Origin of the sequence: Kribbella sp. NPDC050820 (assembly GCF_040653975.1) — a bacterium.
In the GTDB taxonomy this organism is placed as follows: domain Bacteria; phylum Actinomycetota; class Actinomycetes; order Propionibacteriales; family Kribbellaceae; genus Kribbella.
Genome location: NZ_JBFAHB010000058.1, coordinates 32545 through 58560 on the forward strand (window position 1 = coordinate 32545; position 26016 = coordinate 58560).

Sequence of the window (26016 nt, forward strand, 5' to 3'; positions counted from 1 at the left end):
CTCCCCGTATCCCCACGCCTTGCCTCACTGAGCTTCCTACGCGCTCATTGTTCCAGAAGTTCCCCGTACGCCTTGGCCACTTCGTCGATCTCCCAGCCCAACGTGTTCGGAGTCACCACCAGCTCCACCCACGACCAGCCCGGCACGTCGGCCGGGTGCCAGGTGAAGCAGATCGCCTCGCGGGTCCGCTCCATCCGCGCGATCGCCGCCCGGTCGATCGCCTCGGCCGGACGCGGCGCGTAGATCCGGAACGAGTTGGTGTGCGGCGGGTCGGGGAACACGCGGAAACCCTCGCTCTGCAAGGCCATCGAGAGCTCGACGGACCGTTCGTACAACTCCCCCATCTGCGGCAGCACCGTCCTGAGTCCCTCGCGCGCGGACACGGCGTACGGGAACAGCGTGAAGAGGTTGCCACCCAGTCGGCGCTGCCAACGCCGTACCTCGGCGATCACGTCCTCCGGCCCGGCGAGCGCAGCACCACTCAGCCCGCCCAACACCTTGTAGAAGGACACGTAGACGCTCGAGGCCAGCGCAGCCACCTCGGCCAGGCTGTGCTCCAGGTACGGCGTGCTCTCCCACAAGCGAGCGCCATCGAGATGCAGCGGTACGCCGCGCTCCGTACAGGACTCGGCGAACACCACCAGCTCGTCCCACGTCGGCAGAACGAACCCGGCCTCGCGCAACGGCAGCTCCAGTGTCACTGCGGCCAGCTTGCCAGGGATTGCGGCCAGCTCGTCCGGCCGGGGCTGCCGCGGCTCGTAGGTGAGCCGTTCGATCCGCAGACCGTGCACTTCCTCCAACGCGTTCAGCTCGTGCTGCAGGAGGTGCGACTGCCCGTGTACGGCGACCCGACTGGTCCCGGCGCGGTCGGCGTACACCCGAAGGACGCTCTGCTGGGCCATGATCCCGGTTGGCATGAACACAGCCGCCGGTTTGCCGAGCAGCTCGGCCACCTCCTGCTCCAGTGCGGCGACGTGACCGCCGTCGCCGTACATGTCGGCCTTCTCCTCGCCGGCAACGTCCGCCAGACGCCGCAGGCTGTCCGCGGTCGGCAACCAACGCACGGACAGCCAACGGTTGCAGTTATCGGCCGCTGCCTTACGGCGGGCCCGGAGGTCGTCGGAGGTAGCCACACCTCCATCCTCTCGTGCGACTGCAAGCGAGTCAGATGGTGGTGGTCACCACATGCTGGCCCTGCAGCGTCCTGACCTCCACCGACTTCACCTGGTCGATCGGCACCAGCACACCGCCGCCGAACCGGCTGCCTTCGCGTGCCGCCTTCTCGGAGATCAGCCATGTGCCCGCCACCCAAGTCTTGCCGGCCTTGTCAATCACGACCATCTCGCACTCGGCTCCCGCCTTCAGACCGGTGACCTGTACCTGAATCCAGCTCCACCCGGCGCGTGGCTCCACTGTGGTCGCCATCCTCGTGCCTGTGGTGCTGTCGGTCGCCGTCACGTGCTTCGACCCGGCCACTGGCTGATCGGCCTGGCCGGCACTCTGCCTGCCGATCAGCACACCGCCACCGAGCGCGCCGGCCACTACGACAACCGCAGCAGCGACCAGCAGCCAGGGCGAGCGCCGCTTGGCAGCAGGCGGAGCCGCCGCCTCAGCAGTCCGCACCTCGCGCAGGGTGCGCTGCAGCAGCAGGTCGCCGTCCGGCGGTGGACCCTCCAGGAACGCCTCGGGCGGCACCTCGCCGAGGAACTCCTTCATCTCCTCCAACTCGGCCAGCTCCGTGCGGCACTCCGCACAGGTCGCCAGGTGCTGGTCGATCTCGCGAGCCTCATCGGGTTCCAGGGCGCCAAGGGCGTAGGCGCCTAGCTGCGAGCGGTCGTGCTCGGTCATCGGGCCACCTCCGCTCCTTGTCCGGGCGCCATCACCGCGCGCAGTGCTCGGAGGGCGTAATACGATCTCGATTTCACGGTACCGGGCGGCACGCCCAGCTCCTTCGCCGCCTCGGCCACCGACCGGCCGCGGTAGTACAGCTGCACCAACACCTCACGATGCTCCGGTGACACCCGGTCCAGCGCGTCCAGCACCACCATGGTGTTCACCACCGACTCGGAGTGGTCCGCCTCGACCGGCGGCCGGTCCTCGACGTCCCCCACCTCGGTCGGCCGGACCGCCCGCGCCCGGGCCCGGTCGGTGACGATGTTGCGGGCCACGGTGAGCAGCCAGCCACGCACGGACCCCGTGCCTGCGGTCAGGTCGTCTGCATGCTTCCACGCCCGCAGCAGCGTCTCCTGAACGACGTCCTCCGCGGCAGCACGGTCACCGGTGAGCCGGGTCGCGTACGCGAGCAGGCTGCGGCCGTGTTCGGCGTACAAGGAACGGACCAGCGCCTCGCCGGTCTCCGGACCGCGGTTGTCACCCACCGTCCGCACGATACCGGGAACAGTGGGCGACCACACCGGGACGACATCAGTAGCCGTAACCATTGCCGCTGTCGGAGGACGGCTGCTTGGTGATCTTCTTGCCGTCCGGGCCCACGACCCACCAGACACCGCCGACCGCCTGGCCCTTGGCCTCACCGGACTTGGTGTCACTGGCGAACAGGTAGATCGGCAGTCCATCGATCGACAGCTGCTTGCTGCCGTCGCTTCGGGTGACCGTGCCGACCAGGGAGGCGGCGATGCCCTCGAGCTGCGGGGTGCCCTCACCGGCGGGTACCACCGGCCACTTGGCCAGGCAGTCGCCCTCGCAGTTGGACTTGCCGGAGGTGTCCTTGTCGAACACGTACACGGTCCGTCCATTGCCGTCGACAACGACCTTGCCGAGATCGCCGACCTCCGCGGTGGCCAGTTTCGTCGCGCTGCTCGCCTCGCTGGCGGCCGGCCCGCTCGCCGGCGTGTCACTCTCGTCGCCGCAGGCGGTGAGCCCGGCCAGGCCGAGACCGAGCGCAGCGACGACACTGCCCAGACGCTTCATGATGGTTCCCCTCGAAGTCGGTGATCGACACCCCCCACACGTCCGCGGTCCCGGACCGGTTCAAACGCGGGCGCTATCGTCGGGCCCATGAGCCAAGAGATCCCGGCCGCGGTGCAGCGCGCCCTTACCGCGATCGACGAGCAGGACAACGACGCCTTCGTCGCGGCGTTCGCCACCGACGGCTACGTCGACGACTGGGGCCGGCAGTTCCGTGGCCCGGACCGGATCCGCTCCTGGAGCGAGAACGAGCTGATCGGCAAGCGCGCCACCTTCACCGGCACCCAGGTGTCCACCCCGGGCAACCCGCTGACGATCGTCACCCAGGTCGGCGGCGACGGCTTCAACGGCCCGTCGCACTTCACCTTCGACGTCCGGGGCGACCTGATCGCCTCGATGACGATCACCGCCTGACCGGTCAAACGTTCGACAGATCCGGTCTGGACCTATTCTCGGTCCCATGAGGTTGTCAGCGCGCCGCTACCGGCGGCTACCGAAGCGCGCGACCCCACCGGACCTGTCGGTCGCGGAGGCAGCCCTGCTCGTCTTCGGCGAGGTCGGCCCGGCAGCCACCGGCGGCACGATCCTCGAGCTCGCTCAGCTCGGCGCCGTACGGATCGACGAGGGACCGGTCGAGCACTCGGCGCAGACCGTGGTCCTGGTGGATCCGGGCGCGGCCGTCGAGGAGCATCACCGGGTGCTGCTCAAAGGCATGTTCCCGCTGCTCAAGCCGGGCGACAGCCGGATGTTGCGCCGCGGCCGGAAGGACAACGTCCGGATGCTTGGTGCGCACGACAAGCTGGGGCGGGCGGTCGAGGCGCGGGTCAGCGAGGCCGACTGGTACTACCGGACGCCGGTCCCGGGCCGCGCCGGGAGGCTCCTGCGCCGGACCCGGCTGCTCGGCTGGGGCATCCTCACGCCGGCCGGCCACGCAATGGTGGACCAGGTGCTCGGCTTCCGGCGGTACGTCGCCACGCTCGAGCCCGGCGAGATCCGGCAGGCCGAGCTGATCCGCCTGCTGCCCTGGGCGCTCATGCTGGGGTTGCACCATCGCTGGGAGCAGCTCGCAGCCGGCCTCCCCGTTGACGACGACGAGCCGGTGAGCTGGTGGAGCGCCACCGGGATGTTCCGGCTCGGCCCGTTCCGGCGTGGTCTAGCGGCCTTCGACGCCGCCGCGACGGACCGTGCGGCCCGGGACACGAAGTACTACTACGGGCTCTACGACTACGGTCCTGGCGACAACGACGGGTTCTTCGACTCCGGCCCGTCCGGTGGCAGCGGCTTCGACGCCAGCGGTGGCGGCGACAACAACTGGTGAACGGCTGATAGCTAGACCCGCTCGGGCTCGCGGATGCGCTGGGAGATCACCGACGACACACCGTCTCCGCGCATGGTCACGCCGTACAGCGCGTCGGCGACCTCCATGGTGCGCTTCTGGTGGGTGATGACGAGCAGCTGGCTGTTCTCCCGCAGCTCCTCGTAGATCTCCAGCAACCGGCCGAGGTTGGTGTCGTCCAGCGCCGCCTCGACCTCGTCGAGGATGTAGAACGGCGACGGCCGGGCCTTGAACAGCGCGACCAGGAAGGCGACCGCGACCAGCGACCGCTCACCACCGGACAGCAGCGACAGCCGCTTCACCTTCTTGCCCGGCGGGCGCGCCTCGACATCGATGCCGGTGGCAAGCATGTCATCCGGGTCGGTGAGCACCAGCCGGCCCTCACCGCCGGGGAACAGCCGGCTGAACACGTGCTGGAAGGCGACCTCGACGTCCCGGTAGGCCTCGGTGAAGACCTGCTCGACCCGCTCGTCGACCTCCTTGACGATGTCCATCAGGTCGCGCCGGGACTTCTTCAGGTCGTCGAGCTGCTCGGACAGGAAGCGGTGCCGCTCCTCCATCGCCTCGAACTCCTCCAGCGCGAGCGGGTTGATCCGCCCGAGCTGGTTCAGTGCCCGCTCGGCCTGCTTGAGCCGCTTCTCCACCTTGGTCCGGTTGAACGGCTCGCCCTCGAGCTCGAGGGTGTTTTCCTCGCCGTCCTTCGGCAGCGGCGGCACCAGGTGGTCCGGGCCGTACTCCGCGACCAGCGCGTCGACCTCGATGCCGAGCTCGCCCAGCGCCTTCTCGTACAGCGCCTCCAGCCGCATCTTCTGCTCGGCCCGCGCCAGCGCGTCCCGGTGCACGGTGTTGGTCAGCTGCTCCAGCTCGGAGCTCAGGTTCCGCGTCGCGGACCGGGCCTGCGCCAGCGCCTGCTCACGGTCCGCTCGCTGGGCCTGGATCGCGGCTCGCTCCGACGCGGCCATCTGCAGGGACGACTCCAGTCGAGCCAGCACGTGACCGGCAGCCAGGTGCACAGCCTGGGCCGCCTCCGCCTGCCTGGCCCTGCGTGCAGCCCGTGCGACCGCCCGCGCCCGAGCCTCGCGCTCCTGCCGCGCTGCGCGCTCCAGCGAGTCCGCACGGCCGGCCAGCGCCCGCGCACGCTCCTCGGTGGTCCGCAGCGCCAGCCGCGCCTCCATCTCGGCCGCCCGTCCCGCCTTGGCCGCGTCGGCCAGGCGGTCGCGCTCGCTGGTGTCCGGCTCGTCGCCGTCCTCGTCGAACTGCTCGGCGTCGGTGAGGCGCTCCTCCAGCTCGGCCAGGCCGGACAGGTTCCGATCGCGCTCCTCCTCGGCCGCCGCGATCGCCTCGGCCATCCGCTGCGCCTCGCCGCGGGACGCCTTGGCCAGCGATCCGAAGTGCGCGAGCTGCTCGGCCACTGCGGCCATCGCCGCGTCCGACTCGTGCAGCCGGGCCAGCGTGATCTCGACGGTGTCCTTCTGCCGCGTCCGCTCGTCCTCGAGAGCCTGCAGTTCGAACCGCAGCCGCTCGCTGCGCGCCGTCGCCTCGGTCAGCTTCTCCGCGGCCTCGTCGACCGCGGACTGCACCTCGATCAGGCTGGGCGCCGCGTCCGAACCGCCGTACGCGAAGTGCGCTCCCAGTACGTCGCCCGCGCGGGTGGTGCAGGTGACGTCGGGCAGGTGCCGGACCAGCGACTGAGCCGCCGGTACGTCGTCGACCACGGCCACCTTCCGCAGCAGTCGCCGCAGCGCGGGCCGCAGGCCGTCCGGGCAGTCCACGACATCAACGGCGTACGACGCTCCGTACGGCAGCTGAGGCCAGGACGTGTAGTCGTCGGTTGGCGCGTCGCCCAGCAGCATCCCGGCGCGGCCGAGATCGTGCTGCTTCAGGTGGCCGACCGCCTCGAGTGCAGCGTCGGTGTGGGTGACTGCGACGGCGTCTGCGGCCTCGCCGAGGGCAGCCGCGATCGCCGTCTCGTAGCCGGTGCGCACGCTCAGCAGCGCCGCCACCGAGCCCATGAGTCCGTTGATCTGCTCGGAGGCGGCCAGCAGGGCGCCGGCGCCGTCCTTGCGGTTCAGACCGAGCTCGAGGGCTTCCTTGCGCGCTGCCAGGCCCGTGCGCTCGCGCTCGGCGTCGCGCTCCTCGGCACGCACCTTGGCGAGCCGCTCGTCCATCTCGTCGAGAACCGCCTGGGCTGCCTCGTACTCCTCGTCGAGACCCCGCTCGCCGGCGTCGAGGCCGGCCACCTGGGTCTCGAGCGCGGTGAAGTCGTGCTGGGCCTTGGCCGCCCGGGCCTCCGCCTCCCGCATGTTGCTGGCGAGCCGGCCGATCTCGGACTCGGCCGCCGAGGCGCGGCTCTTCAGCGCGTTCACCTGACCGGTCAGCCGGGCCAGACCCTCGCGGCGGTCCGCCGCGGCCCGGATCAGCGCCGCGATCCGGCGCTCCTCCTCGGCCTCCTGCGACTCCAGCTGCTGGCGGCGCTCGACCGCCTCGGCGAGCAGCTCCGAGTGCGCCTCGACCTCGGCCTCGATCTGCGCCTCGGTCTCGCGGACCCGCGCCGCCTCCAGCTCGAGCTCGTCGGGGTCCCGCCCGGCGCGCGGCTCCTCGGCCTCGTCGTTCAGCGACCGGATCCGGTCCGCGGCGATCCGCGCCGTACCTTTGATCTTCTCGCTGAAGCCGGACAGCTGGTACCAGGTGTCCTGGGCCGCCTGCAGGGCCGGCGCGTCCTCGCGCAGCGCGTCCTCCAGCTCGGCCTCGAGCTCCCGGGCCTCTCGCAGCCGGGCCTCGGTCTCGGTCCGGCGCTCGGTCAGCCGTGCCTCGTCCTTGAGCTCGGCCTCCAGCGCGGACTGCGCCTGGACGATGTCGTCGGCGAGCAGCCGGGCCCGGCCGTCGCGGACCTCCGCCTGGATCGTCACCGCGCGGCGCGCCACCTCCGCCTGGCGCCCGAGCGGCTTGAGCTGGCGGCGGATCTCGGTGATCAGGTCCCCGAGCCGGTGCAGGTTGCCCTCGGTGGCCTCCAGCTTCCGGATCGCCTTCTCCTTGCGCTTGCGGTGCTTCAGGACCCCGGCCGCCTCCTCGACGAACCCGCGCCGGCCCTCCGGCGTGGCGCGCAGGATCGAGTCGAGCTGGCCCTGGCCGACGATGACGTGCATCTCGCGGCCGATACCGGAGTCGCTGAGCAGTTCCTGGACGTCGAGCAGCCGGCAGCTCTGGCCGTTGATCTGGTAGTCGGACCCGCCGTTGCGGAACATCGTCCGGCTGATCGTCACCTCGGCGTACTCGATCGGCAGCGCGCCGTCGGTGTTGTCGATGGTCAGCACCACCTCGGCGCGGCCCAGCGGGGCGCGGCCGGAGGTGCCGGCGAAGATGACGTCCTCCATCTTGCCGCCGCGCAGCGACTTCGCGCCCTGCTCGCCCATCACCCAGGCGAGGGCGTCGACGACGTTGGACTTGCCGGAGCCGTTCGGGCCGACGATGCAGGTGATGCCCGGTTCGAAGTTCATCGTCGTGGCCGACGCGAACGACTTGAAGCCTCGGAGCGTCATGCTCTTCAGGTACAAAGCGAAGCTCTCCAACCCGTGAAAGGACAGACGATACCTGGGGAACCGTCGTAACTGCTCGTGACGCTGCCGCTACCCGGGGGAAGTAGTTCCGCTTCGCAGTCTACAAAGACATTCTCGCGAACCGGTGGAGGCCGACCGACAGAATGGCCGGCAATGGCGTGGGCGCTCAACATTCCATGAACATACGGTGTACTTCAGGCAAAAAAGGCGGCGGAGGCCCGGACGGGGGCCACCGCCGTGGTTGTGCGGACGGTAGAGATGGAACTCTGTGTCTGCGGCTCGGGTCCTCAGACCGAAGCGGGGGCGCGCAGAGCCTCGTCGACAGTGAGCAGTCGGCCTTCGTGGACCTGTGCGACGAGGTGGTCGTTCTCTGCCTGCAGGCGCATCACGTGCGCCTCCAGATCGGCGACACGCCGGTTGAGCAGTCGAACCTGCTCCAGCATGCGCGGGTCAGTGCCTCCAAGGTGCCCTAGAAGAGCCTTGGCCATTGTGCTGTCCTCCGGAAGGGTTCTGGCCTGTGAGCGCCCCTGGTCCACGGAGCGCCGAAACAAATAATGTGTGCCGTCTTTCAGGGTGACACCGGTGGGCCCGACGGTCAACCTAGGCCCACACTCTTTAACGATACCTCTCTACCAGCGGACGTGCCGCGGGACCGGCTGGCACTTCGGGCAGCGGTACGACGAACGGTTCATGAACGGCTCGCGCCGGATCGGCCGGCCGTCGCGCGGGCACGGCGAACCCTCTTGCCCGTAGACGTTCAGGCCGCGTTCGAAGTAGCCGGACTCTCCGTTCACGTTGACGTACAGGGCGTCGAAGCTGGTCCCGCCGACGTCGAGCGCCGCGGCCATCACCTCGTGCGCGTGCCGGAGAATCTCCTTTGCCTGAACGGGTTTCAGCGTTTCGGTGGCGCGCGCGTAGTGCAACTTGGCGCGCCACAACGCTTCGTCGGCGTAGATGTTGCCGATCCCGCTGACCACGTTCTGATCCAGCAGCGCCCGTTTCAGGCCGGTCCTGCGGCGCCGGATCGCGGCCCCCGCGGCGTCCAGGTCGAACAGAGGATCGAACGGGTCCCGGGCGATGTGGGCGATCTCGGGGGGTAACTCAGCGCCACCGTCGGAGTACGACAGACCACCGAACATCCGCTGGTCCACAAACCGGACCTCTCCGCCGTCGTCGGCGAACCGGAACCGGACCCGCAGGTGCGGCTCGTCCGGCGCGCCGACCGGCTGGACCCGGAACTGGCCGCTCATTCCGAGGTGGGTGAGCACCGCGTCCCCGGACTCCAGCGGCAGCCACAGGTACTTGCCGCGGCGGGCCGGCTCGGCGAACACCTGGCCCTTGAGCCGGGCCACGAAGTCGTCCGGCCCGGCGGCATGACGCCGTACCGGGCGGGGGTGCAGGACCTCGACGGCGTCGATGGTCCGGCCGGTGGTGAACTGCGCCAGCCCGCGGCGAACGACCTCTACCTCCGGAAGCTCGGGCACCTCAGGCTTGCGAGGGGTCCGTGCTGTCGGGGTGCGCGGCGCGCAGCGCCTTCCAGGCGGTCTCGGCGGCCTGCTGCTCGGCTTCCTTCTTGCTCCGGCCGATGCCGTGGCCGTAGGTGTCGGAGCCGATCCGGACCCGCGCCTCGAACGTCTTGGCGTGGTCCGGGCCGGACTCGGCGATCACGTACTCCGGGACGCCGACGCCGAGCTGGGCGACCAGCTCCTGCAGCGAGGTCTTCCAGTCCAGGCCGGCGCCGAGCCGGGCCGAGGACTCCATCAGGTCGTCGAACAGCTTGTGCACGACCTGGCCGGCGGTCTCGAACCCGCGGTCCAGGTAGACGGCGCCGATCAGCGCCTCGACGCAGTCCGCCAGGATCGACGACTTGTCCCGCCCGCCGGTCGCTTCCTCGCCCCGGCCGAGCCGCAGGTACTTGCCCAGCTTGAGCTCACGGGCGACCCCGGCCAGCGCGCGCATGTTGACCACGGCGGCACGCAGCTTGGCCAGCCGGCCCTCGGACAGGTCCGGATGGTTGCGGAACAACGACTCCGTGACGATGACGCCGAGGACGGAGTCCCCCAGGAACTCCAGTCGCTCGTTCGTCGGCAGCCCGCCGTTCTCGTACGCGTACGAGCGGTGGGTGAAGGCGTGCTCCAGTAAGTTGTCAGCCAGCGATACGCCGAGCCGCTGGTTCAGCTCGGCGTAGAGCCCCGTTTCGTTGGCAGAGTTCACTGGGTTGGTGCCGTTTAGCTCTCGACGACCTGGCGACGCTCGCCCTTGGCGCCGTACTGGCCGCAGGTCGGGCAAACGGTGTGCGGCAGGTGCTTCGCGCGGCAGGCGGGGTTCACGCAGGTGACCAGCGACGGGGCAGTGGTCTTCCACTGGGCCCGGCGGCTGCGGGTGTTGCTGCGCGACATCTTCCGCTTCGGAACGGCCACGGTTATGACTCCTCGGTTCGGCCGGGGGCTGGTGGACCCGGCCGGCTGGCTGACGTGATGATCGGTATCTAGTTGTCCTGCGGTCGTTCGTCCTGCTGGAGCAGGCCGCTGAGCGCGGCCCAGCGCGGGTCGACCGCCTCCTCGTGCTTGTGGCCGGGCTCGTCCGCCAGGCGCACCCCGCAGTCGGGGCACAGTCCCGGACAGTCGTCCGTACACAAGGGCTGGAAGGGCAGCGCGAGCACCACCTGGTCCCTCAGCACCGGCTCGAGGTCGATCAGATCGCCCTCCATCCGGCTGGCCTCGTCCGGTTCGGCTTCGCTCTCCGGGTAGACGTACAGCTCCTGGACGTCAGCGAGGAACTCGTCCTCGATATCGACCAGGCACCGCGCGCACTCCCCGACCAGACGACCGCGGGCCGTTCCGGTGACGAGCACCCCTTCGACAACCGACTCCAGCCGTAGATCGAACTGGATCGGATCGCCTTCGGGGACGCCGATCACGTCGATTCCGAGATCTGCCGGCGCCGGTGCCGTGAAGGTGACTTCGCGCTGGGACCCGGCGCGGCGTGTCAGCTCGTGCGTGTCGATCACGAGTGGGGACCGCGGGTCCAAGACGCTCAGGACATCCCTTTCAAGGCGTGGGCAGGCAAGATCTCGGTCTCGTCGAGACCGGTGGTCAACATTACCAACTCCGCGGCCCGTCGCCCAATTCGGGGTGATTTTAGAGTTTCTTCAGTAACCGAGCGTGAACGGACGGCGGCACGAAGGCGACGACGTCACCACCCAGCCTGGCGATCTCCTTGACCCAACTCGAGGAGATGAACGCGTTCTCCGACCGGGTCGGCAGGAAAGCGGTGTCCACTCCGGTCATGGCGTGGTTCAGCTGCGCCATCTGCAGCTCGTAGTCGTAGTCCGCGGCCGAACGCAGGCCCTTGACGATCACGCCGGCGCCCTCGGCCCGGCAGTAGTCGACCAGCAGGCCCTCGAAGCTGCCGACCCGGACGTTGCCGAACGGCGCGGTCAGCTCGGTGAGCATCTCCAGCCGTTCCTCCGGGCTGAACAGCCGGTTCTTCGACTGGTTCACCCCGGCGGCCACGATCACCTCGCCGAACGCGGCCGACGCCCGGGCGATGATGTCGAGATGCCCGTTGGTGGGCGGGTCAAATGTCCCCGGAAAGACCGCCGTGCTCATGGCGGTGACCGTACCAAAGCCGGGCCTCGCCGTACTTGCGGTCCCGCAGCGCGGCGAACCCGTCCGGCCATTCCCACGGCTCGCGCTTCCCGCGCTCGACCACGACCACCGCGTCCTCGGCCAGCCAGCCGCCCTCGGCCAGCGAGGTCAGCACGTCCTGCACCTCGGCCGTCTCCAGCTGGTACGGCGGGTCGGCGTAGACGAGATCGAAGGGTCCCTGGGCCCCACCTGCCGCGACTTTCTCGACCGGACGCGTGAGCACGGTTGCCCCGGGCAGGCCGACGACGCGGACGTTCGCCGTGATCACCTCGGCGGCCCGCCGGTCCGACTCGACCAGGACGACCCGCGCGGCTCCCCGGGACAGTGCCTCGAGCCCGATCGCCCCGGACCCCGCGTACAGGTCGAGCACCGCGAGCCCGTCGAAGCTGCCGAACTCCGACTCCAGCGACGAGAACAGCGCCTCCCGGACCCGGTCCGCGGTCGGCCGCGTCCCCGTCCCCGGAGGCACGGCGATCCGCCGCCCGCGGGCCGCTCCCCCGACAATCCGCGTCACGTCTTCTCCAGGTACTCAGTCGTCTCCGACTCCAGCGCGCTCCGGACGAACGACCTGAGCGCCGGGTACTCGGCCAGCTCCGCGTCCACCGAGACGATCGAGTTGGCCACGTGCCGCGCGGCGAAGATGACGTCCTCGTCCCGCAGCACGCTGAGCAGCTTCAGGCTGCTCCGCCGCCCGGACTGCGCGACGCCCAGTACGTCGCCCTCGCGCCGGGTCTCGAGGTCGATCCGGGACAGCTCGAACCCGTCGGTCGTGGACGCGACGGCGTCCAGGCGCCCGTACGACTTCGATCCGGCCCACTGGTCGGTCACCAGCAGGCACAGCCCCGGCACCCGGCCCCGGCCGACCCGCCCGCGCAGCTGGTGCAGCTGCGAGATGCCGAACCGGTCGGCGTCCATGATCACCATCGTCGAGGCGTTCGGTACGTCGACGCCGACCTCGATCACCGTGGTCGCGATCAGCACGTCGACCTCGCCTGCCGCGAACCGCGACATCACCGCGTCCTTCTCGTCGGCCAGCAGCCGGCCGTGCAGGATCTCCACCCGCAGGTCGTGCAGGATCTCGGCCAGCGCCTCGGACACCTGCAGCACCGAGATCGGCGGCCGGGCCTGCTTCTTCGGCCCGTCGCCATCGTCGTCACCGGCGACGAACTCGCCCTCCTCGTCAGCGGCGTTTTTCACGTCGTCGCCGATCCGCGGGCAGACGACGTACGCCTGGTGGCCCTTGCCGACCTCTTCGCGGACCCGCTGCCAGGCCCGCTGCAGCCAGTCCGGCTTCTCCTTGGCCGGCACCACGGACGACTGGATCGGCGATCGCCCGGCGGGCAGCTCGGTCAGGGTCGACACGGCGAGGTCGCCGAACACGGTCATCGCCACGGTCCGCGGGATCGGGGTCGCGGTCATCACCAGCACGTGCGGGGTGTTGTCGCCCGACTTGGTGCTCAGCGCGGCCCGCTGCTCCACTCCGAACCGGTGCTGCTCGTCCACGACCACGAGCCCGAGGTCCGCGAACTGCACCTTGTCCTCGAGCAGCGCATGCGTGCCGACCACGATCCCCGCGGCTCCGCTGGCCGCGTCGAGCATCGCCGTACGGCGGGCTGCCGCGCCGAGCGACCCGGTCAGCAGGCCGACCCGCGTCGCCCGCTCCGCGCCGCCGAGCATGCCCTCCTCGGCCAGGTCGCCGAGCATCTTGGTGAGCGTCTTGTGGTGCTGGGTGGCGAGGACCTCGGTCGGGGCGAGCAGGACGGCCTGGCCGCCGGAGTCCACCACGGACAGCATCGCCCGCAGCGCGACCACGGTCTTGCCGGAGCCGACCTCACCCTGCAGCAGCCGGTGCATCGGGTGCGGCCGGGCCAGGTCCGCGAAGATCTCCTCGCACACCTCGGACTGCCCCTCGGTGAGCGTGAACGGCAGCCGCTGGTCGAACTCGTCCAGCATGCCGCCCTCGGTCCGCGGCCGCGGTACTGCGTTCAGCGCGTCGGTGACCGCCCGGCGCTGGGCCAGGATCGTCTGCATCACCAGCGCTTCCTCGAACCGGAACCGGTGCTGGGCGTCGCGGATGTCCTTCTCGGTGTCCGGCAGGTGCACCTTCTGCAGCGCCTCGCGCAGCCCGAGCAGCTTCTCGTTGCGCAGGATCAGGTCCGGGATCGGGTCGTCCACAGCGTCGTCCAGGCTGTCCAGGACGATCTTGATCGACCGCTCGATCGTTGCAGTCGGCAACTTGGCGGTGGCCGGGTAGAGCGGCCGGAACGGCCGGGCCCGGCGTTCGATCTCGGCCTCGGTCAGGTCCTCGTCGTCGAGGATCTCGGTGCCCGGGCTCTTCAGCTGCATGATGTCGCGGAACATCGTCACCTCGCCCCAGAACAGGGCGGCGGTGCCTGGTGTCAGCTTGGTCGCCAGCCATGGCTGGTTGAAGAAGGCCAGCTCCAGGTCGCGGCGGCCGTCGGTGACGACGACCTTGGTCAGCGTCCGGCGCCGGGCCCACTTCTGGACGTCGGTGAGCGGGATCTCGGCCTTGGTGTCGAGCGACCGGACGGTGACCTTCTTGACCCGGCCGTTCACGGTGGCCTGGTCGCCGACCTCGAGCTCGTCGAACGGAGTCAGCTCGCCCTTCTTCAGGTAGCGGCGCGGGTAGTGCCGCAGCAGCTCCCCGACCGTCTCCAGGCCGAGCACCTCCGCGAAGGTCTTGGCCGTCCTGGCGCCGAGGAAGTCGCGGAGCTTCCGCTCCATGTCCGTCTTCATTCCACCCCGATCAGCAGCGGGTACCTGTCCTGACCTCCGTCGTACACCACGACATCGACATCTTTGCGGTTCCGCCGGACGTGCCGCTCCACCGCGACCACCAGTCCGGGCTGGGCGTCCCGCCCGGTGACGATCGTGAGCAGCTCGCCGCCGCCGCCGAGCAGCCGGTCGACCACGCCGATCGCGGCGTCCTCGAGATCCTCGGTGATCAGCGCGAAGTCGCCGTCGACGACGCCCAGCGCGTCGCCGGTCCGGCACATCCCGGCCATCGTCCAGGCGTCCTTCACCGCGATCGTGACCGCGCCGTGCCGGGTCTGGCCGGCCGCCGCGGACTGGTGCACGACGTCGTCGTCGAAGCTGCGCTCGGGATCGTGTACGGCGATCGCCGCCAGCCCCTGGACCTGCGCCCGGGTCGGGATCACGGCGACCCGGATCCCGCCCTGCCGGGCCGCGGTGGCGGCGGCTTCGGCGACCGCGATCGAGTCCTTGTCGTTCGGCAGCAGCACGATCTCGGGCGCCTGCGACGTCTCGATCGCCTGGAGCAGCTCACCGGTCGAGCAGCGCCGGCCCGGGCCGCCCATGATGGTGTGCGCGCCCGCCTCGGTAAACAGCGCGGCCAACCCTTCGCCGGCCACGACGGCGATCACCGCGCGGCCCGGGGCCGGCTCGTGGTGGTGGGCCTGGTCGGCGAAGTGGGTGACCCGGATCCGGTGCGGCCGGCCGATGTCGATGCCCTGCTCGATCGCGGCGCCCACGTCGTCGGTGTGGACGTGCACGTTCCACAGCCCGTCGCCGCCGACGACCACGACGGAGTCGCCCAGCCCGGCCAGGAGCTGCCGGAAGTCGCCGACCTTGTCGTCCGGCGCGTCCAGCAAATACATCACCTCGTACGCCGGCCCGTCCTGGCTCTCGGCGCCCTCCCCCTGCGGCTCCACCCGCGCCGGTACGTCGACCCGCACGTGTCGCCCAGTCAGCACCGACTCCATCGCGCCGAGAATGACGACCAGGCCGGCGCCCCCGGCGTCCACGACGCCCGCACGCCGCAGTACGTCGAGCTGTTCGGTCGTCCTGGTGAGCGCCTGCCGGGCGGAGGCGACCGCGGCCAGGCAGACGTCGGCCAGGCTCTTGCCGTCGTTGGCAGCCGTCATCGCCCCGCTTGCGCCGGCCCGGGCGACGGTGAGCATGGTGCCCTCGACCGGCTGTGCGACCGCGCCGTACGCGGCGTCTGCGGCGTACCGCAGCGCGTCGGCGAAGGCGACGGCCTCGATCATCCGCGGATCTGCCAGTACGGCGTTCCCGTCGGCGTCCGGGTGTCGCGGCAGGTTCTCGGCCAGCCGGAGGCCGAAGGCGCGGACGAGCTGGGAGGTGATGACGCCGGAGTTCCCGCGGGCGCCGAGCAGGGCGCCGCGGCCGAAGGCCTGGACCGCCTCGACGAAGGTCAGCTCACCGGCGGGCAGCGCGTCGCAGGCGGCCTCCCAGGTGAGGTAGAGGTTCGTCCCGGTGTCACCGTCCGGGACCGGGTACACGTTCAGCTCGTCGATCTCGGTCCGCGCCCGGCCCAGCTCGGCCAGCGCGGTCCGAGCCCAGGCCCGCAACACCTCGACGCTCAGTTCCTCCACGCCCGGAAGGCTAACCGGTCGCCTTACCATGTGCTGTGCTCTCCCCGATCTTGTTCTCGGTTGCCGCTGACAGTTACGAGTGGGCGGTGCGGGAGATCCGGGCCGAGTTCGGCCGGGAGGTGCGGATCGAGCGGGTCAGCGGCGACCTCGGGCGGGTCGCCGGACCGCCGGTCGCGGAGCTGGCCGCGGCGTGCGACGCCGGCCGGATCATCTTCGTCCGGCACCTGACCACGGAGGTCGCGAGCTTCGAGGAGCTGCCGCCCGACTACGAGCTCGCCGACCTGGTGCTGGGCGAGCTGCCCGACTACCCGAAGGCGCTGGCCGTTCAGGCCTGGACCGACGGATCGGGCACCGGCGGCTCCTACTACCACCGGCTGCACGACGCGCTCGCGGACCGTGGGGTGACGGTCACCCGATCCGGTCAGGAGGTGGTCATCTCCTGCTTCGCGGGCCGCCGGGGCATTCTGCTGGGCGTCAATCGCCTCGAGCACAGCCTGTCGGACTGGCCGGGTGGCCGGATGCGGCTGGCTCGCTCGGACGACCGGGTATCGCGCTCGGAGTTCAAGCTGGAGGAGGCGATCGCCACCTTCGGGCTGGAGCTGCCGGCCGGCGGGAAGGCGGTGGATCTGGGCGCCTCGCCGGGCGGCTGGACCCGGATTCTGCGGCTGCACGGGCAGGAGGTGTGGTCGGTGGACCCCGGCGCGCTGGACCCGCGGCTGCGCGGCGACCGCCGGATCCACCATGCGGCGACGACGGCCGGGCGGTTCTTCGCGGAGAACCGGGTCCGCTTCGACGTCGTGGTCAACGACATGCGGATGGATCAGGTGATGAGCGCCCGGATGATGGTCGACGCGGCGGCGCACCTGCGCCGGGGCGGGCTCGCGGTGGTCACGCTGAAGGGTGGCGGGAAGAACCCGCTGGACGGGGCGAGGCGTGGGATGGACGTGCTGCGGCAGGAGTACGCCGTACTGCATGCTCGGCAGCTGCATCACAACCGCAACGAGATCACGGTGGTGGCCAGACACGAATAGGCGCCCGGGATGATCCCGGGCGCCTGTTCAGGCCCTACAACGGAGAAAGCTGGGGGTCAGCCGACGACGCGCTGGACCTTGCCGGCCTTGATGCAGGACGTGCAGACCTTCAGGCGGGTCGGGGTGCCCTTGATGAGCGCCCGGACCGGCTGGATGTTGGGGTTGAACCGCCGGGGCGTGCGAGCCTTGACCCGGCGGATCATCGCGCCCTTACCCAGGCGGGCAACGTTGTTGCCGAACGTCGGCTGCTTGCCGCAGACATCGCACTTCTTAGACATGATTCTCCGTGTTCAGGGTCGTGACACCGACAGACCATGTTACATGGGCGTCTGCGCACGACCAATTCGGCTCAGGACGTAGTTCGGCTGCTGGTTCAGGCTGTGAGCCAAGCCACTTCCTCGTCGGTGAGGTCCACCGACAACCCCGGCATCGAGGTCCTGGTCTCGCTGATGTGCCGCGGCCCGATCAGCGGGAACACCGGGTACGGCTGGTGCAGCAACCAGGCTAGCGCGATCGCGGTCGGCTCAACGCCCTTGGCGGCGGCGAGCTCGCGGGCGCGGTCGAGCCGCTGGAAGTTCTCGTCGGAGTAGAAGCAGCGGACCAGTTCCTCGTCCGAGCGGTCCTCGGGCTTGGCCCGTCCGGTGAAGAACCCGCGGGCCTGGCTGGACCACGGGAACAGCGCGACCTGCCGGTCCCGCAGCCACGCCTGCGACTCGTCGTCGGCGACGTGCCGGCAGCCCTTCCACGGTACGTCGTACGCCCGGGCGAGGCTGAGGTGGTTGCTCAGCAGGGTGAACGGCTGCTTGCCGTTCGCCTCGGCATACGCGTTGGCCTCGTCGAACCGCGCGGTGGACCAGTTGGAACCGCCGTACGCCTTGATCCGGCCGGCCTTGAAGTGCTCGTCCAGGACGTCGACGAACTCGCCGACCGCGATCTGCTCGTTGTCGCGGTGCATCAGGTAGAGGTCGACGTGGTCGGTCTGCAGCCGCTCGAGGCTCTCGTGCAACTGCCGGGTGATCGACTCGGGGTCGCAGTGCGGGGTGTGCGCGCCCTTGCCGATGACAACGACCTGGTCGCGGTTGCCGCGCGAGGTGATCCACTGGCCGAGCAGCTTCTCGCCGCGTCCGCCGCCGTAGATGTAGGCGGTGTCGAACGTCGTACCGCCGCGCTCGACGAAGTCGTCGAACATCGCCGCGGCGTGGGTCAGCGTCTGCTGGTTGTCCACGCCCATGACGAGCCTGGACACGTCCTTGTCCAGGCCGGGCACGCGGCCGTACTTCATCGGGGCGTCGGCGCGTCTGGCGAGCGGCCGTCCGGTCGCGGTCGGGATGATCGCGTCGTCCCGCTCGCTCGCGTACTGCTGCCCGATCGCCTTGCGCCACTCGTCCTGGACGGTCAGGTTGCCGAGCGTGTCGGCCCAGCTCATCTCGGGCGCCTGCCGGAGCTCGATCGCGGCCGCGACCGCCTCGGCCTCGGCGGCGTAGATGAGGGCGGGGTCGGCGGAGATCTCGCGCGGCTCCTCCCCCACCTTGTGCAGGGTGACGTGGGTCGGCTCGCCGTCGCCGCCGAACCACGGGTCCTCGACGACGAGGTAGCCCTCGCTGCCGTAGATCCGGATCTGGTTGGCGTCGCGGAGCCGGACGCCGGTGCTCACCTGGGCGGTCACGCCGCCCTCGAAGAACAGCGTGGCGACCGACCACTCGTCGGCGCCGGTCTCGCCGACGTGCCCGACCGCGGTCACCGCGGCCGGGTCGGCGAACGGCTGCCCGGTGGCGGCGCCGGCGATCAGCCGGGCCATCGAGACCGGGTAGCCGCCGACGTCGAGGATGCCGCCGCCGGCCAGCTCGTCGGCGAAGATCCGGCTCTCCGGCCGGTACGACGAGGCGAACGCGAAGGTGGCCTGGATCTGGTGGACGGTGCCGAGCTCGCCGTCGCGGACCAGCTGGGCGATCAGCTTGGTCTGCGGCAGGCAGCGGTACATGTACGCCTCCATCAGGAAGACGTCGTTGGCGACCGCGGCCTCGATCATCGCCTCGGCCCAGGCCTTGTTGATCGCCAGCGGCTTCTCGCACAGCACGTGCTTGCCGGCCTCGGCGGCCTTGATCGCCCACTCCGGGTGCATCGGGTGCGGCGTGGCGATGTACACCGCGTCCACGGTCTCGTCGGCGAGCAGGTCGTCGTACGAGCCGTGCCGGTTCTGGATGTCGTACTTGTCCGCGAAGGCTCCTGCCGAGTCGATGGAGCGGCTGCCGACGGCGACGACCGTGTTGGCCGCCGACGTCGGCACCTGGCTCGCGAACCGGGACGCGATGTTCCCGGTCCCGATGATTCCCCAGCGGAGGGTGGTGTCAGTCAAGAGGTGTCCCGTTCGGTTGAGGGGTCAGAACTTCATGGCGCCGGCGGCGATGTCGGCGATGAAGTGGCGTCCACCGATGATGAAGACGCCGATGAGTGGGATCACACTCATCAAAGCACCCGCCATCACCATGGAGTAGTCGGTTCCGTAGATCCCGTTCAGCTGCTGCAGGGCGACCTGGAGCGGCAGCTTGTTCGGGTCGGTCATCACGATCAACGGCCACAGGTAGTCGTTCCAGACGTTGATGAAGGTGAAGATGCCCAGGAACGCCAGGCCGGGGCGCAGGACCGGGATGCCGACGGTGAGGTACTGGCGGAAGAAGCCGGCGCCGTCGACCTTGGCGGCCGAGATGAGCTCGTCGGGGATGGCGCCCTTGGCGTACTGGCGCATCCAGAAGATGCCGAACGCGTTCGCCGCGCCGGGGATGATGAGCGCCTTCAGCGACCCGATCCAGCCGAACTCGGCCAGCGTCACGAACTGCGGCACCAGCGACAGCTGGGCCGGGATCATGAACGTTGCCAGCAGCAACCCGAACAGCCAGTTGCGGCCGGGGAACTCGTACTTGGCGAACGCGAAGGCGGCCAGCGAGTCGAAGAACAGCACCAGCACGGTGACCGCCAGCGAGACGATCAGCGTGATCAGCATCGAGCCGAAGAAGTCGATGTTGTCGAGCACCTTGCCCATGTTCTCGAACAGGTGCGAGCCGATCACGAGTTTCGGCGGGTAGCTGAAGATGTCCGGTGTGGTGTTGGAGGCCATCACGACCATCCAGTAGAACGGGAAGATCGACAGCACGACGCCGAACATCAGCACGACGTGGCTGACGATGTTGCGGGTCCGGTCAGCTCGCATCGGCGTTCTCCTTCGCGTTGCGGCGGGCGACGCGCCGGCCGATCCGGTCCTCGCCACCGCCGATCAGCCGCCAGTTGATGATGCTGAACAGCACGATCAGGATGAACAGCGCCCAGCCGATCGCGGCGCCGTACCCGAACTGGTTGTCCAGGAACGCGCTCTCGTACAGGTACGACACGATCGTCGTCCCGGCTCCGCCCGGGCCGCCGGTGTCACCCAGCAGCACCTGGGACTCGGTGAAGATCTGCAGGCCGCCGATGGTCGAGGTGACCGCGGTGAACAGGATCACCGGGCGCAGCAGCGGAACCGTGATCCGCCAGAACGTCTGCCGTGGTGAGGCGCCGTCGACCTTGGCGGCCTCGTAGACGTCGTTCGAGATCGCCTGCAGGCCGGCCAGGAAGATGATCGCGTTGTAGCCGACCCAGCGCCAGGTGACGATGGTGGCGATCGCGATCTTGATCCCCCACGGCTGGGTGAGCCACTCGATCTTGGTCAGCCCGATGGACTGCAGGAAGGCGTTCAGCAGGCCGAAGTTGTTGCTGAAGATCGAGCCGAACACCATCGTGACAGCGACGATCGAGGTGACGTTCGGGACGAAGTACGCGATCCGGTAGAAGCTGCGGAACCGGGTCGCGTTGTGCAGCGCGTTGGCGATCACCAGCGCCAGCAGCAGCATCGGCACGGTCGAGAGCACCCAGATGATCAGAGTGTTGCCGATCGACTGCCAGAACTTCGGGTCGCCGAGCAGGTAGTTGTACTGCTCCAGCCCGACCCACGTCATCTGGCCGATGCCGTCCCAGGAGTGGAACGAGATCCAGATCGAGAACAGCACCGGGAAGGCGCCGAACACCGCGAACAGGATGAAGAACGGCGAGATCGCGGCGTACTGCGGCAGTGCCTGGCGGTACTTGCCGGGTGGTTTCTGGCCGGGGTCATTGGTGGTGCTGATCGTGGCCGGGAGTGTCTTGCTGGTCACTGCCATCTCAGATCGCCCCCGCTCGGGTGAGTTCGCGCTCGACCTGCCGCTGCGCATCGGCCCACGCCTGGTCGGGCGACTTGCCGGCGGTCTCGACGTTGACGAGTTCGGCGGCGATCGGCGAGCCGATGATCGAGTCGTACGGGCTGAAGTAGGCGCCCGGGTACTTCTTGGCGGACGCGCCGAAGACGTCGACGATCCGCTGACCGCCGAAGAACGGGTCCGGCGCCGTCATCCGCTCGTCGGTGTAGCTGGCCGGCGTGGACGGGAACAGCACCGGGTCCAGGAAGGCCTGGGCCTGGTTCTTGGACGACTCCAGCCAGCTGATGAAGGCGAAGGCGGCCTCGGGGTTCTTGCAGTACTTCGTGATCGCCAGGAAGGACCCGCCCCGGTTGCCGGCCCCACCAGGAGCTGCCGTCACTCGCCAGAGTCCCTTGGTCTTGGGCGCGGCGTTCTTCGGCCCGAGCTGGGCCCACCAGACGGCCGCGTTGTAGGCGACGAGCTTGCCGTTGGTGACGACGGCGTCGGCGTCGGTGGTGTCCTGCTGCGCGTTGGCGGACAGCCCTTCCTTGACCACCCGGATCGCGAGGTCGAACTGTGCGCGGATGTGGTCCTGGTCGCCGATGTACTGGCCGTCCTCGGTCATGTAGCGCTTGGACTGCTGCGCCAGCGCGTAGCTGTAGATGCCGGTGATGTTGTCGGTGATCGCCGAGCCCGGCACCGCGGCCTTCAGCTTCTTGCCCAGCTCGATGTAGGCGTCCCAGGTCGGCGCCAGCTCCGCGACCGCGGCGGGATCGGTGTCGATGCCGGCCTTCTGGAGCATGTCCGTGCGGTAGAACAACGCGGTCGGCCCGGTGTCCATCGGGTAGGCCATCATCTTGCCCTCGGGCGTGATGCCGAGCTTCCACTTCCAGGCGAGGAAGTCGGACTCGTGGTCGCCGGCGCCGAGGCTCTTGAGGTCGACGAACTGGTCGGCGTTCGGGAAGTACGTCGCGACGTCGTCGTTGATCGCGACGATGTCCGGGACCAGCGACTTGCCGGCCAGCGAGGTGAGCACCTTGGTCTTGTAGCTGGTGCCGATCCGGGTCATCGCCAGGCGCATGTCGTCGTACCCGGGGATGCCTTTCTCGGCCTGGCCGATCAGGTCGTCGTTCACCGAGCCGACCCAGGTCCACATGCTGAGCTCGTCGGACCCGCCGAGCGAACTTCGGGACCCGCAGCCGGTGAGGCCGGCCGCGGTCGTGGCGGCGCCCAGCGCCAGGAACTTCCTTCTGCTCACTGTCATACGCCTTCACCTGGCGCTTTCTGTGTTCATTTCCGCCGGAAGTTGTCCATAATTGTTCAGGCACCGACTAGGTAAGCGCATACCGCTGAACCGGTCAAGGGCCCACCCTTGACGCCTCCGGCCAACCCGGCCAGGTTCGGGGGCCTGACAGGATGGCGGCATGATCTCCGCCGTGCTCTTCGACGCCGACGGCGTCATCCAGCGCCCGACCATCGACTGGTGGTCCCGGCTGACGTCGTTCGTCCCCTCCGACGGCTCCGCGTTCGTCGCCGACCTGATGGCGGCCGAGAAGCCGAGCCTGGTCGGGAAGGGCGACTTCCGGGACGCGGTCGCCGAGGTCCTTCGGCGGTGGGACTCGCCGGTGTCGCTGGAGGAGGCGCTGGAGCCGTGGCACTCGTTCGCGGCCGAGCCGGCGGTGGTGTCGTTGATCGCCGAGCTGCGCGCTTCGGGGGTGGGTTGCCACCTCGCCACCAACCAGCAGGCGTACCGGCGCGCGATCATGCAGGACGAGCGCGGGTACGGCGAGTGGTTCGACCAGACCTTCTACTCGTGCGATCTCGGGCTGGCCAAGCCGGATCCGGCGTACTTCCGGGCCATCCTGGGCACGCTGGACGTGCCCGCCTCCTCGGTGCTGTTTATCGACGACAACGAAAGCAACGTGGCGGGCGCCCGGAGCGTCGGGTTGCACGCCGAGGTTTACGACCTCTCGTCCGGCGTCGACACGTTGATTGCGCTGCTTCGCCAGTACGAACTCTTGTGATGTCTGCACGGTTGTGGCATCGTCGCCCGGCAGATGACAACGTAGGACAGTCACCAGCCGCTCCTGGAGGCACCGCATGTCCGATCGACGACGTCTCACCCGCCGCCATGCCCTCGGCCTGACCGCCGGCGTGGGCCTCGGCTCTCTCGCTCCTTCCATCGCACCTTCCTTCGTTCCTCCGGCCTTCGCCGGCACGGTCTCGGCGTACCCCAAAGGTCAGCGGCCACGGCTGCTGAACGTCCTGGACGAGTCGGCCCTGAGCCTGCCCGAGCGCACGCTCGCGACCACGCTGCAGGGGCTGCTGGCCCGGCGCGGCAGCGAGACGCTCTACCTGAACATCCCCTCGCTGGGCTACCAGTTCTGGCTCGACGACCTCGTCTCCCGGTACGGCGTGGAGGTGCGCCCCGGCGACCTGTGGAAAACCGTCACCCGGTCGCGCATCGGCGGATATGTTCTCTTTCGAACAGGCACCCCGTCGGTCAACGTCGCGACCACGCTCGCCGGGCTGACAGGTGCCGTGGCTATCGAGGAGAGCTTGGAGGCACTCGCGATCCAGAACGGGTTGCGCAAGGTCCTGGACTTGCGGGACAAGGACGACCGCTGGGTGCTGGACAACTACTGGTCCCGGTTGCGGCACGACGTCGCGATCGAGCAGCGAGCAGACATTGCGGAACGACTGCGGGACTACGTCACGATGGCGGGGACGCTCGCCTTCTTCGACGGCAACTCGGACTTCCGGGCCGAGGTGGTCGGCGCGCTCGACGACGACGCGACGGTGATCGGCTGGGGCGATGCTGCCCAGGGCGAGGACAAGTTCATCGGGCCGAACTCCGACGCGGGCGCCAAGGCGATCCCTGCCGACCATGCCCGGAACCTGTCGGTGTTGTCCGGGATCCGCGAAGACCGGTTGAGTCAGGGCGGAGGGGGTGGGGGGAGGGTCCCCGAACCGGATCCGAACGCCCACTACGTGACCTTTCTGATCACCGACGGCGACAACATCCAGTGGATGCTCGGCGACTTCCCCACCGACAAACGCTGGTTCGGCAGCCCGTTGCGCGGCCAGGTCGACCTCGGCTGGGGAATCTCCCCGTCCCTGATCGACCTCGCACCCTCGGTCATGCGCTGGTACTACGACCAATCCGCCAAGGACCGCTGGGTCGTAGGCCCCTCCGGCGGCGGCTACATGTACCCGAGCCGTTACCCCACCGCTGCGCTGACCAAGCACACAGCCACCTTGGCGAAGTCCATGGAACGTGCGGACCTGTCGGCCGTCCAGATCATCGACTTCGACTCCTTCCACGACAAGCGACTCTGGTCGTCGTACCTGAAACACCCCCAGATCGACGGCCTCATCTACCTCGAGTACTCCCGCTACGACACCCACAAGGGCAAGGTCGTCTGGTCCGAAGGCAAGCCGGTCATCTCGGCGCGAACCATGCTCTGGGAAGGCCTCGACGGCGCCGACGAGGCCTCGGTCACCACGGAACTCAACACCGCGGCCCGCAACCCGCGCTCGACCGCCGGCTACTCGATCGTGTTGTGGCATGCGTGGAGCAAGTCCGTCGACCACGTCATGACAGTCGTCAACGGACTTGCTCCGCACGTGAAGATCATCCCGCCGGACACCCTGGTGAAGATGGTCGGCACGTACGCGAAGCCCTAGGAGTTCAGAGCTCGCGGTAGTACACGGCGACCGGGAGCTGGACGCAGCCGAGGCTCTCGTAGAGGGCCCTGGCCGGCGCGTGGAAGTCGTCGCCACCGGTGCCGATCTCGACGACCTCCGCATCCAGCTCCCGCATCGCGTCGAACGCGTGCTCACACAACGCGGTGCCGACTGATCCTCGCCGTTGTTCGGCCGCGACTGCGAGGATCGTGACGGTGCCGTTCCGGCGGGCCGGGTCAACGCTCCACGCGACATAGCCGGCGAGTACGTCGCCCTGCTCGGCGACCGCGACGTACTTGTGCTGGCTGGGGTCGTGGAGCCCGGCGACCTGCCGGCGGTAGTCGTCGCGCCAGTCGCCGTGCTGGTTGGCGAAGATCGCATCTCCGACGAGCGGTCGGAAGGAATCCTCGTAGAACGGCCGGAACGTCTCGATGGTCAGCTCGGTGAGCCGAGCGAGGTCAGCATTGACGTACGAACGAATAGACATGAAGTGTGCCTCTCAGGCTGAAGGGAGTCGGGCATGGCCGGACCCGACCCCGCTGACGATGCAGCGGCGGGTCCTCTTCAGCAGCGAGGACGCCCAGCAGCAAAGCACTCCATGCGACCCATGCTACGGCCCACCGAACTCGCCTAACGCCGCAGCGAACTCGCCTAACGCCGCAGCGCGTGCCTCCTCGCACAGTTGGGAGGGCACGATGGACACCCGACATCGCCATCCGACTCTAACCGCTGCGAGCTCACAGCTCCAAGCAGCGGCCTGGTGGTGCAGAGCCCTCCAGCGTGCCGCCCGGCAGGCTGGCAGGTACCGGCTCGCGGCTGGCGGCTGAGATTCCTCCAGCATGTCGCCACGCGCGCTGAATGCTGGCACTTCAGGTTCATCCAGCATGAGCAGGGCGCGCTGACGGGCGTCCTAGGTGCAGGGTCCTCCAACACGCCCCCGCGCGGACTGGCGGCTCAGATTCCTCCAGCACGGCACTGCCGACGCTGCCGGCCGGCGGTTCAGGTTCATCCAGCATGAGCAGGGCGCGCTAACGGGCTTCCTAGGTGCAGGGTCCTCCAACACGCCCCCGCGCGGACTGGCGGCTCACATACCTCCAGCACGGCACTGCCGACGCTGCCGGCCGGCGGTTCAGGTTCTCCAGCATGAGCAAGGCGCGCTAACGGGCTTCCTAGGTGCAGGGTCCTCCAACACGCCCCCGCGCGGACTGGCGGCTCACATACCTCCAGCACGGCACTGCCGACGCTG

General features: G+C 69.3%; 25 protein-coding genes. 5 read left to right on the forward strand and 20 right to left on the reverse strand.

All coding sequences use genetic code 11. From position 1 onward, the window contains the following. Nucleotides 1–44: 44 nt before the first annotated feature. From AB0H36_RS35270 to AB0H36_RS35285, 4 genes are read right to left on the reverse strand one after another with little or no spacing between them, the layout of a single operon-like run. Nucleotides 45–1133 (reverse strand): beta-eliminating lyase-related protein, encoded by a 1089-nt coding sequence (locus AB0H36_RS35270; protein WP_360533932.1) that lies wholly within the window; start codon nucleotides 1131–1133, stop codon nucleotides 45–47. Nucleotides 1134–1164: 31 nt separating this feature from the next. After that, nucleotides 1165–1848: a zf-HC2 domain-containing protein gene (locus AB0H36_RS35275; protein ID WP_360533935.1), complete on the reverse strand. Its 684-nt coding sequence runs from the start codon at nucleotides 1846–1848 to the stop codon at nucleotides 1165–1167. After that, complete coding sequence (locus AB0H36_RS35280; RefSeq protein ID WP_360533938.1) at nucleotides 1845–2378, reverse strand: sigma-70 family RNA polymerase sigma factor; 534 nt, start codon at nucleotides 2376–2378, stop codon at nucleotides 1845–1847. Before AB0H36_RS35280 ends, AB0H36_RS35275 begins: the two co-directional genes overlap by 4 nt. A gap of 46 nt (nucleotides 2379–2424) precedes the next feature. Beyond that, on the reverse strand, nucleotides 2425–2931 hold the full coding sequence (locus AB0H36_RS35285) for a hypothetical protein (RefSeq protein ID WP_360533941.1): 507 nt from the start codon (nucleotides 2929–2931) through the stop codon (nucleotides 2425–2427). An 87-nt stretch (nucleotides 2932–3018) separates the two neighbouring features. On the opposite strand from AB0H36_RS35285, the gene AB0H36_RS35290 reads away from it, so the two are divergent. Both AB0H36_RS35290 and AB0H36_RS35295 read left to right on the forward strand, forming a co-directional pair. Continuing rightward, on the forward strand, nucleotides 3019–3342 hold the full coding sequence (locus AB0H36_RS35290) for a nuclear transport factor 2 family protein (RefSeq protein WP_360533944.1): 324 nt from the start codon (nucleotides 3019–3021) through the stop codon (nucleotides 3340–3342). Nucleotides 3343–3388: 46 nt separating this feature from the next. Beyond that, entirely contained in the window at nucleotides 3389–4246 is an 858-nt protein-coding gene (locus tag AB0H36_RS35295; protein WP_360533947.1) for a hypothetical protein, read from the forward strand. Nucleotides 4247–4257: 11 nt separating this feature from the next. Here AB0H36_RS35295 and smc read toward each other — a convergent pair whose 3' ends face one another. From smc to AB0H36_RS35345, 10 genes are all read right to left on the reverse strand, one after another. Continuing rightward, nucleotides 4258–7818, reverse strand: a complete 3561-nt coding sequence (gene smc / locus AB0H36_RS35300) for a chromosome segregation protein SMC (protein WP_360533996.1) — start codon at nucleotides 7816–7818, stop codon at nucleotides 4258–4260. 290 nt (nucleotides 7819–8108) lie between these two features. Further along, nucleotides 8109–8264, reverse strand: coding sequence for a hypothetical protein (locus AB0H36_RS35305; protein ID WP_233712037.1), 156 nt, complete (start codon nucleotides 8262–8264; stop codon nucleotides 8109–8111). A gap of 186 nt (nucleotides 8265–8450) precedes the next feature. Then, a complete protein-coding gene (mutM, locus tag AB0H36_RS35310) occupies nucleotides 8451–9305 on the reverse strand; it encodes a bifunctional DNA-formamidopyrimidine glycosylase/DNA-(apurinic or apyrimidinic site) lyase (RefSeq protein ID WP_360533950.1) in 855 nt (284 codons plus the stop codon). A 1-nt stretch (nucleotide 9306) separates the two neighbouring features. Further along, nucleotides 9307–10035: a ribonuclease III gene (rnc, locus tag AB0H36_RS35315; protein WP_360533953.1), complete on the reverse strand. Its 729-nt coding sequence runs from the start codon at nucleotides 10033–10035 to the stop codon at nucleotides 9307–9309. A gap of 14 nt (nucleotides 10036–10049) precedes the next feature. Then, the gene (gene rpmF / locus AB0H36_RS35320) at nucleotides 10050–10241 is read right to left on the reverse strand and encodes a 50S ribosomal protein L32 (RefSeq protein WP_360533956.1); all 192 of its coding nucleotides are present in this window, start codon (nucleotides 10239–10241) and stop codon (nucleotides 10050–10052) included. A gap of 68 nt (nucleotides 10242–10309) precedes the next feature. Further along, a complete protein-coding gene (locus tag AB0H36_RS35325) occupies nucleotides 10310–10831 on the reverse strand; it encodes a YceD family protein (RefSeq protein WP_360533959.1) in 522 nt (173 codons plus the stop codon). Between the two features lie 130 nt (nucleotides 10832–10961). After that, nucleotides 10962–11432: a pantetheine-phosphate adenylyltransferase gene (gene coaD / locus AB0H36_RS35330; protein WP_360533962.1), complete on the reverse strand. Its 471-nt coding sequence runs from the start codon at nucleotides 11430–11432 to the stop codon at nucleotides 10962–10964. Beyond that, entirely contained in the window at nucleotides 11401–11985 is a 585-nt protein-coding gene (gene rsmD / locus AB0H36_RS35335) for a 16S rRNA (guanine(966)-N(2))-methyltransferase RsmD (protein ID WP_360533964.1), read from the reverse strand. Before rsmD ends, coaD begins: the two co-directional genes overlap by 32 nt. Further along, entirely contained in the window at nucleotides 11982–14228 is a 2247-nt protein-coding gene (gene recG, locus AB0H36_RS35340) for an ATP-dependent DNA helicase RecG (protein ID WP_360533966.1), read from the reverse strand. Before recG ends, rsmD begins: the two co-directional genes overlap by 4 nt. Continuing rightward, nucleotides 14225–15847 (reverse strand): DAK2 domain-containing protein, encoded by a 1623-nt coding sequence (locus AB0H36_RS35345; RefSeq protein ID WP_360533969.1) that lies wholly within the window; start codon nucleotides 15845–15847, stop codon nucleotides 14225–14227. The genes recG and AB0H36_RS35345 overlap by 4 nt, the downstream gene beginning before the upstream one ends. Before the next feature lie 35 nt (nucleotides 15848–15882). Between AB0H36_RS35345 and AB0H36_RS35350 the strand changes: the two genes are divergently transcribed. Continuing rightward, nucleotides 15883–16878: an SAM-dependent methyltransferase gene (locus tag AB0H36_RS35350; RefSeq protein WP_360533972.1), complete on the forward strand. Its 996-nt coding sequence runs from the start codon at nucleotides 15883–15885 to the stop codon at nucleotides 16876–16878. A 56-nt stretch (nucleotides 16879–16934) separates the two neighbouring features. Here the strand turns inward: AB0H36_RS35350 and rpmB are convergent, their stop codons facing one another. The 5 genes from rpmB to AB0H36_RS35375 form a co-directional block, all read right to left on the reverse strand. Further along, nucleotides 16935–17156 carry a 50S ribosomal protein L28 gene (gene rpmB / locus AB0H36_RS35355; protein ID WP_131355194.1) on the reverse strand — a complete coding sequence of 74 codons (222 nt, stop codon included), beginning with the start codon at nucleotides 17154–17156 and terminating at the stop codon, nucleotides 16935–16937. Between the two features lie 95 nt (nucleotides 17157–17251). Next, nucleotides 17252–19234 (reverse strand): aldo/keto reductase, encoded by a 1983-nt coding sequence (locus AB0H36_RS35360; protein WP_360533975.1) that lies wholly within the window; start codon nucleotides 19232–19234, stop codon nucleotides 17252–17254. Nucleotides 19235–19258: 24 nt separating this feature from the next. Beyond that, nucleotides 19259–20086, reverse strand: a complete 828-nt coding sequence (locus tag AB0H36_RS35365) for a carbohydrate ABC transporter permease (protein WP_360533978.1) — start codon at nucleotides 20084–20086, stop codon at nucleotides 19259–19261. Then, the gene (locus tag AB0H36_RS35370) at nucleotides 20076–21068 is read right to left on the reverse strand and encodes a sugar ABC transporter permease (RefSeq protein WP_360533981.1); all 993 of its coding nucleotides are present in this window, start codon (nucleotides 21066–21068) and stop codon (nucleotides 20076–20078) included. Before AB0H36_RS35370 ends, AB0H36_RS35365 begins: the two co-directional genes overlap by 11 nt. 1 nt (nucleotide 21069) lies before the next feature. Beyond that, entirely contained in the window at nucleotides 21070–22347 is a 1278-nt protein-coding gene (locus tag AB0H36_RS35375; RefSeq protein WP_360533984.1) for an extracellular solute-binding protein, read from the reverse strand. 160 nt (nucleotides 22348–22507) lie between these two features. On the opposite strand from AB0H36_RS35375, the gene AB0H36_RS35380 reads away from it, so the two are divergent. After that, nucleotides 22508–23107 (forward strand): HAD-IA family hydrolase, encoded by a 600-nt coding sequence (locus tag AB0H36_RS35380; protein ID WP_360533987.1) that lies wholly within the window; start codon nucleotides 22508–22510, stop codon nucleotides 23105–23107. Nucleotides 23108–23183: 76 nt separating this feature from the next. After that, complete coding sequence (locus AB0H36_RS35385; protein ID WP_360533990.1) at nucleotides 23184–24770, forward strand: GxGYxYP domain-containing protein; 1587 nt, start codon at nucleotides 23184–23186, stop codon at nucleotides 24768–24770. A 4-nt stretch (nucleotides 24771–24774) separates the two neighbouring features. On the opposite strand, the gene AB0H36_RS35390 is transcribed toward AB0H36_RS35385, so the two are convergent. Next, nucleotides 24775–25257, reverse strand: a complete 483-nt coding sequence (locus AB0H36_RS35390; protein ID WP_360533993.1) for a GNAT family N-acetyltransferase — start codon at nucleotides 25255–25257, stop codon at nucleotides 24775–24777. Between the last annotated feature and the right edge of the window lie 759 nt (nucleotides 25258–26016).

Bases quoted from the DNA above. Each gene is read 5' to 3' on its own strand.
- AB0H36_RS35275 (WP_360533935.1), bottom strand. From the start codon at position 1,848: ATGACCGAGCACGACCGCTCGCAGCTAGGCGCCTACGCCCTTGGCGCC.
- AB0H36_RS35290 (WP_360533944.1), top strand. From the start codon at position 3,019: ATGAGCCAAGAGATCCCGGCCGCGGTGCAGCGCGCCCTTACCGCGATC.
- AB0H36_RS35295 (WP_360533947.1), top strand. From the start codon at position 3,389: ATGAGGTTGTCAGCGCGCCGCTACCGGCGGCTACCGAAGCGCGCGACC.
- AB0H36_RS35285 (WP_360533941.1), bottom strand. From the start codon at position 2,931: ATGAAGCGTCTGGGCAGTGTCGTCGCTGCGCTCGGTCTCGGCCTGGCC.
- AB0H36_RS35370 (WP_360533981.1), bottom strand. From the start codon at position 21,068: ATGGCAGTGACCAGCAAGACACTCCCGGCCACGATCAGCACCACCAAT.
- AB0H36_RS35305 (WP_233712037.1), bottom strand. From the start codon at position 8,264: ATGCTGGAGCAGGTTCGACTGCTCAACCGGCGTGTCGCCGATCTGGAG.
- AB0H36_RS35380 (WP_360533987.1), top strand. From the start codon at position 22,508: ATGATCTCCGCCGTGCTCTTCGACGCCGACGGCGTCATCCAGCGCCCG.
- recG (WP_360533966.1), bottom strand. From the start codon at position 14,228: ATGAAGACGGACATGGAGCGGAAGCTCCGCGACTTCCTCGGCGCCAGG.
- coaD (WP_360533962.1), bottom strand. From the start codon at position 11,432: ATGAGCACGGCGGTCTTTCCGGGGACATTTGACCCGCCCACCAACGGG.
- AB0H36_RS35385 (WP_360533990.1), top strand. From the start codon at position 23,184: ATGTCCGATCGACGACGTCTCACCCGCCGCCATGCCCTCGGCCTGACC.
- rpmB (WP_131355194.1), bottom strand. From the start codon at position 17,156: ATGTCTAAGAAGTGCGATGTCTGCGGCAAGCAGCCGACGTTCGGCAAC.
- AB0H36_RS35390 (WP_360533993.1), bottom strand. From the start codon at position 25,257: ATGTCTATTCGTTCGTACGTCAATGCTGACCTCGCTCGGCTCACCGAG.
- AB0H36_RS35365 (WP_360533978.1), bottom strand. From the start codon at position 20,086: ATGCGAGCTGACCGGACCCGCAACATCGTCAGCCACGTCGTGCTGATG.
- AB0H36_RS35375 (WP_360533984.1), bottom strand. From the start codon at position 22,347: ATGACAGTGAGCAGAAGGAAGTTCCTGGCGCTGGGCGCCGCCACGACC.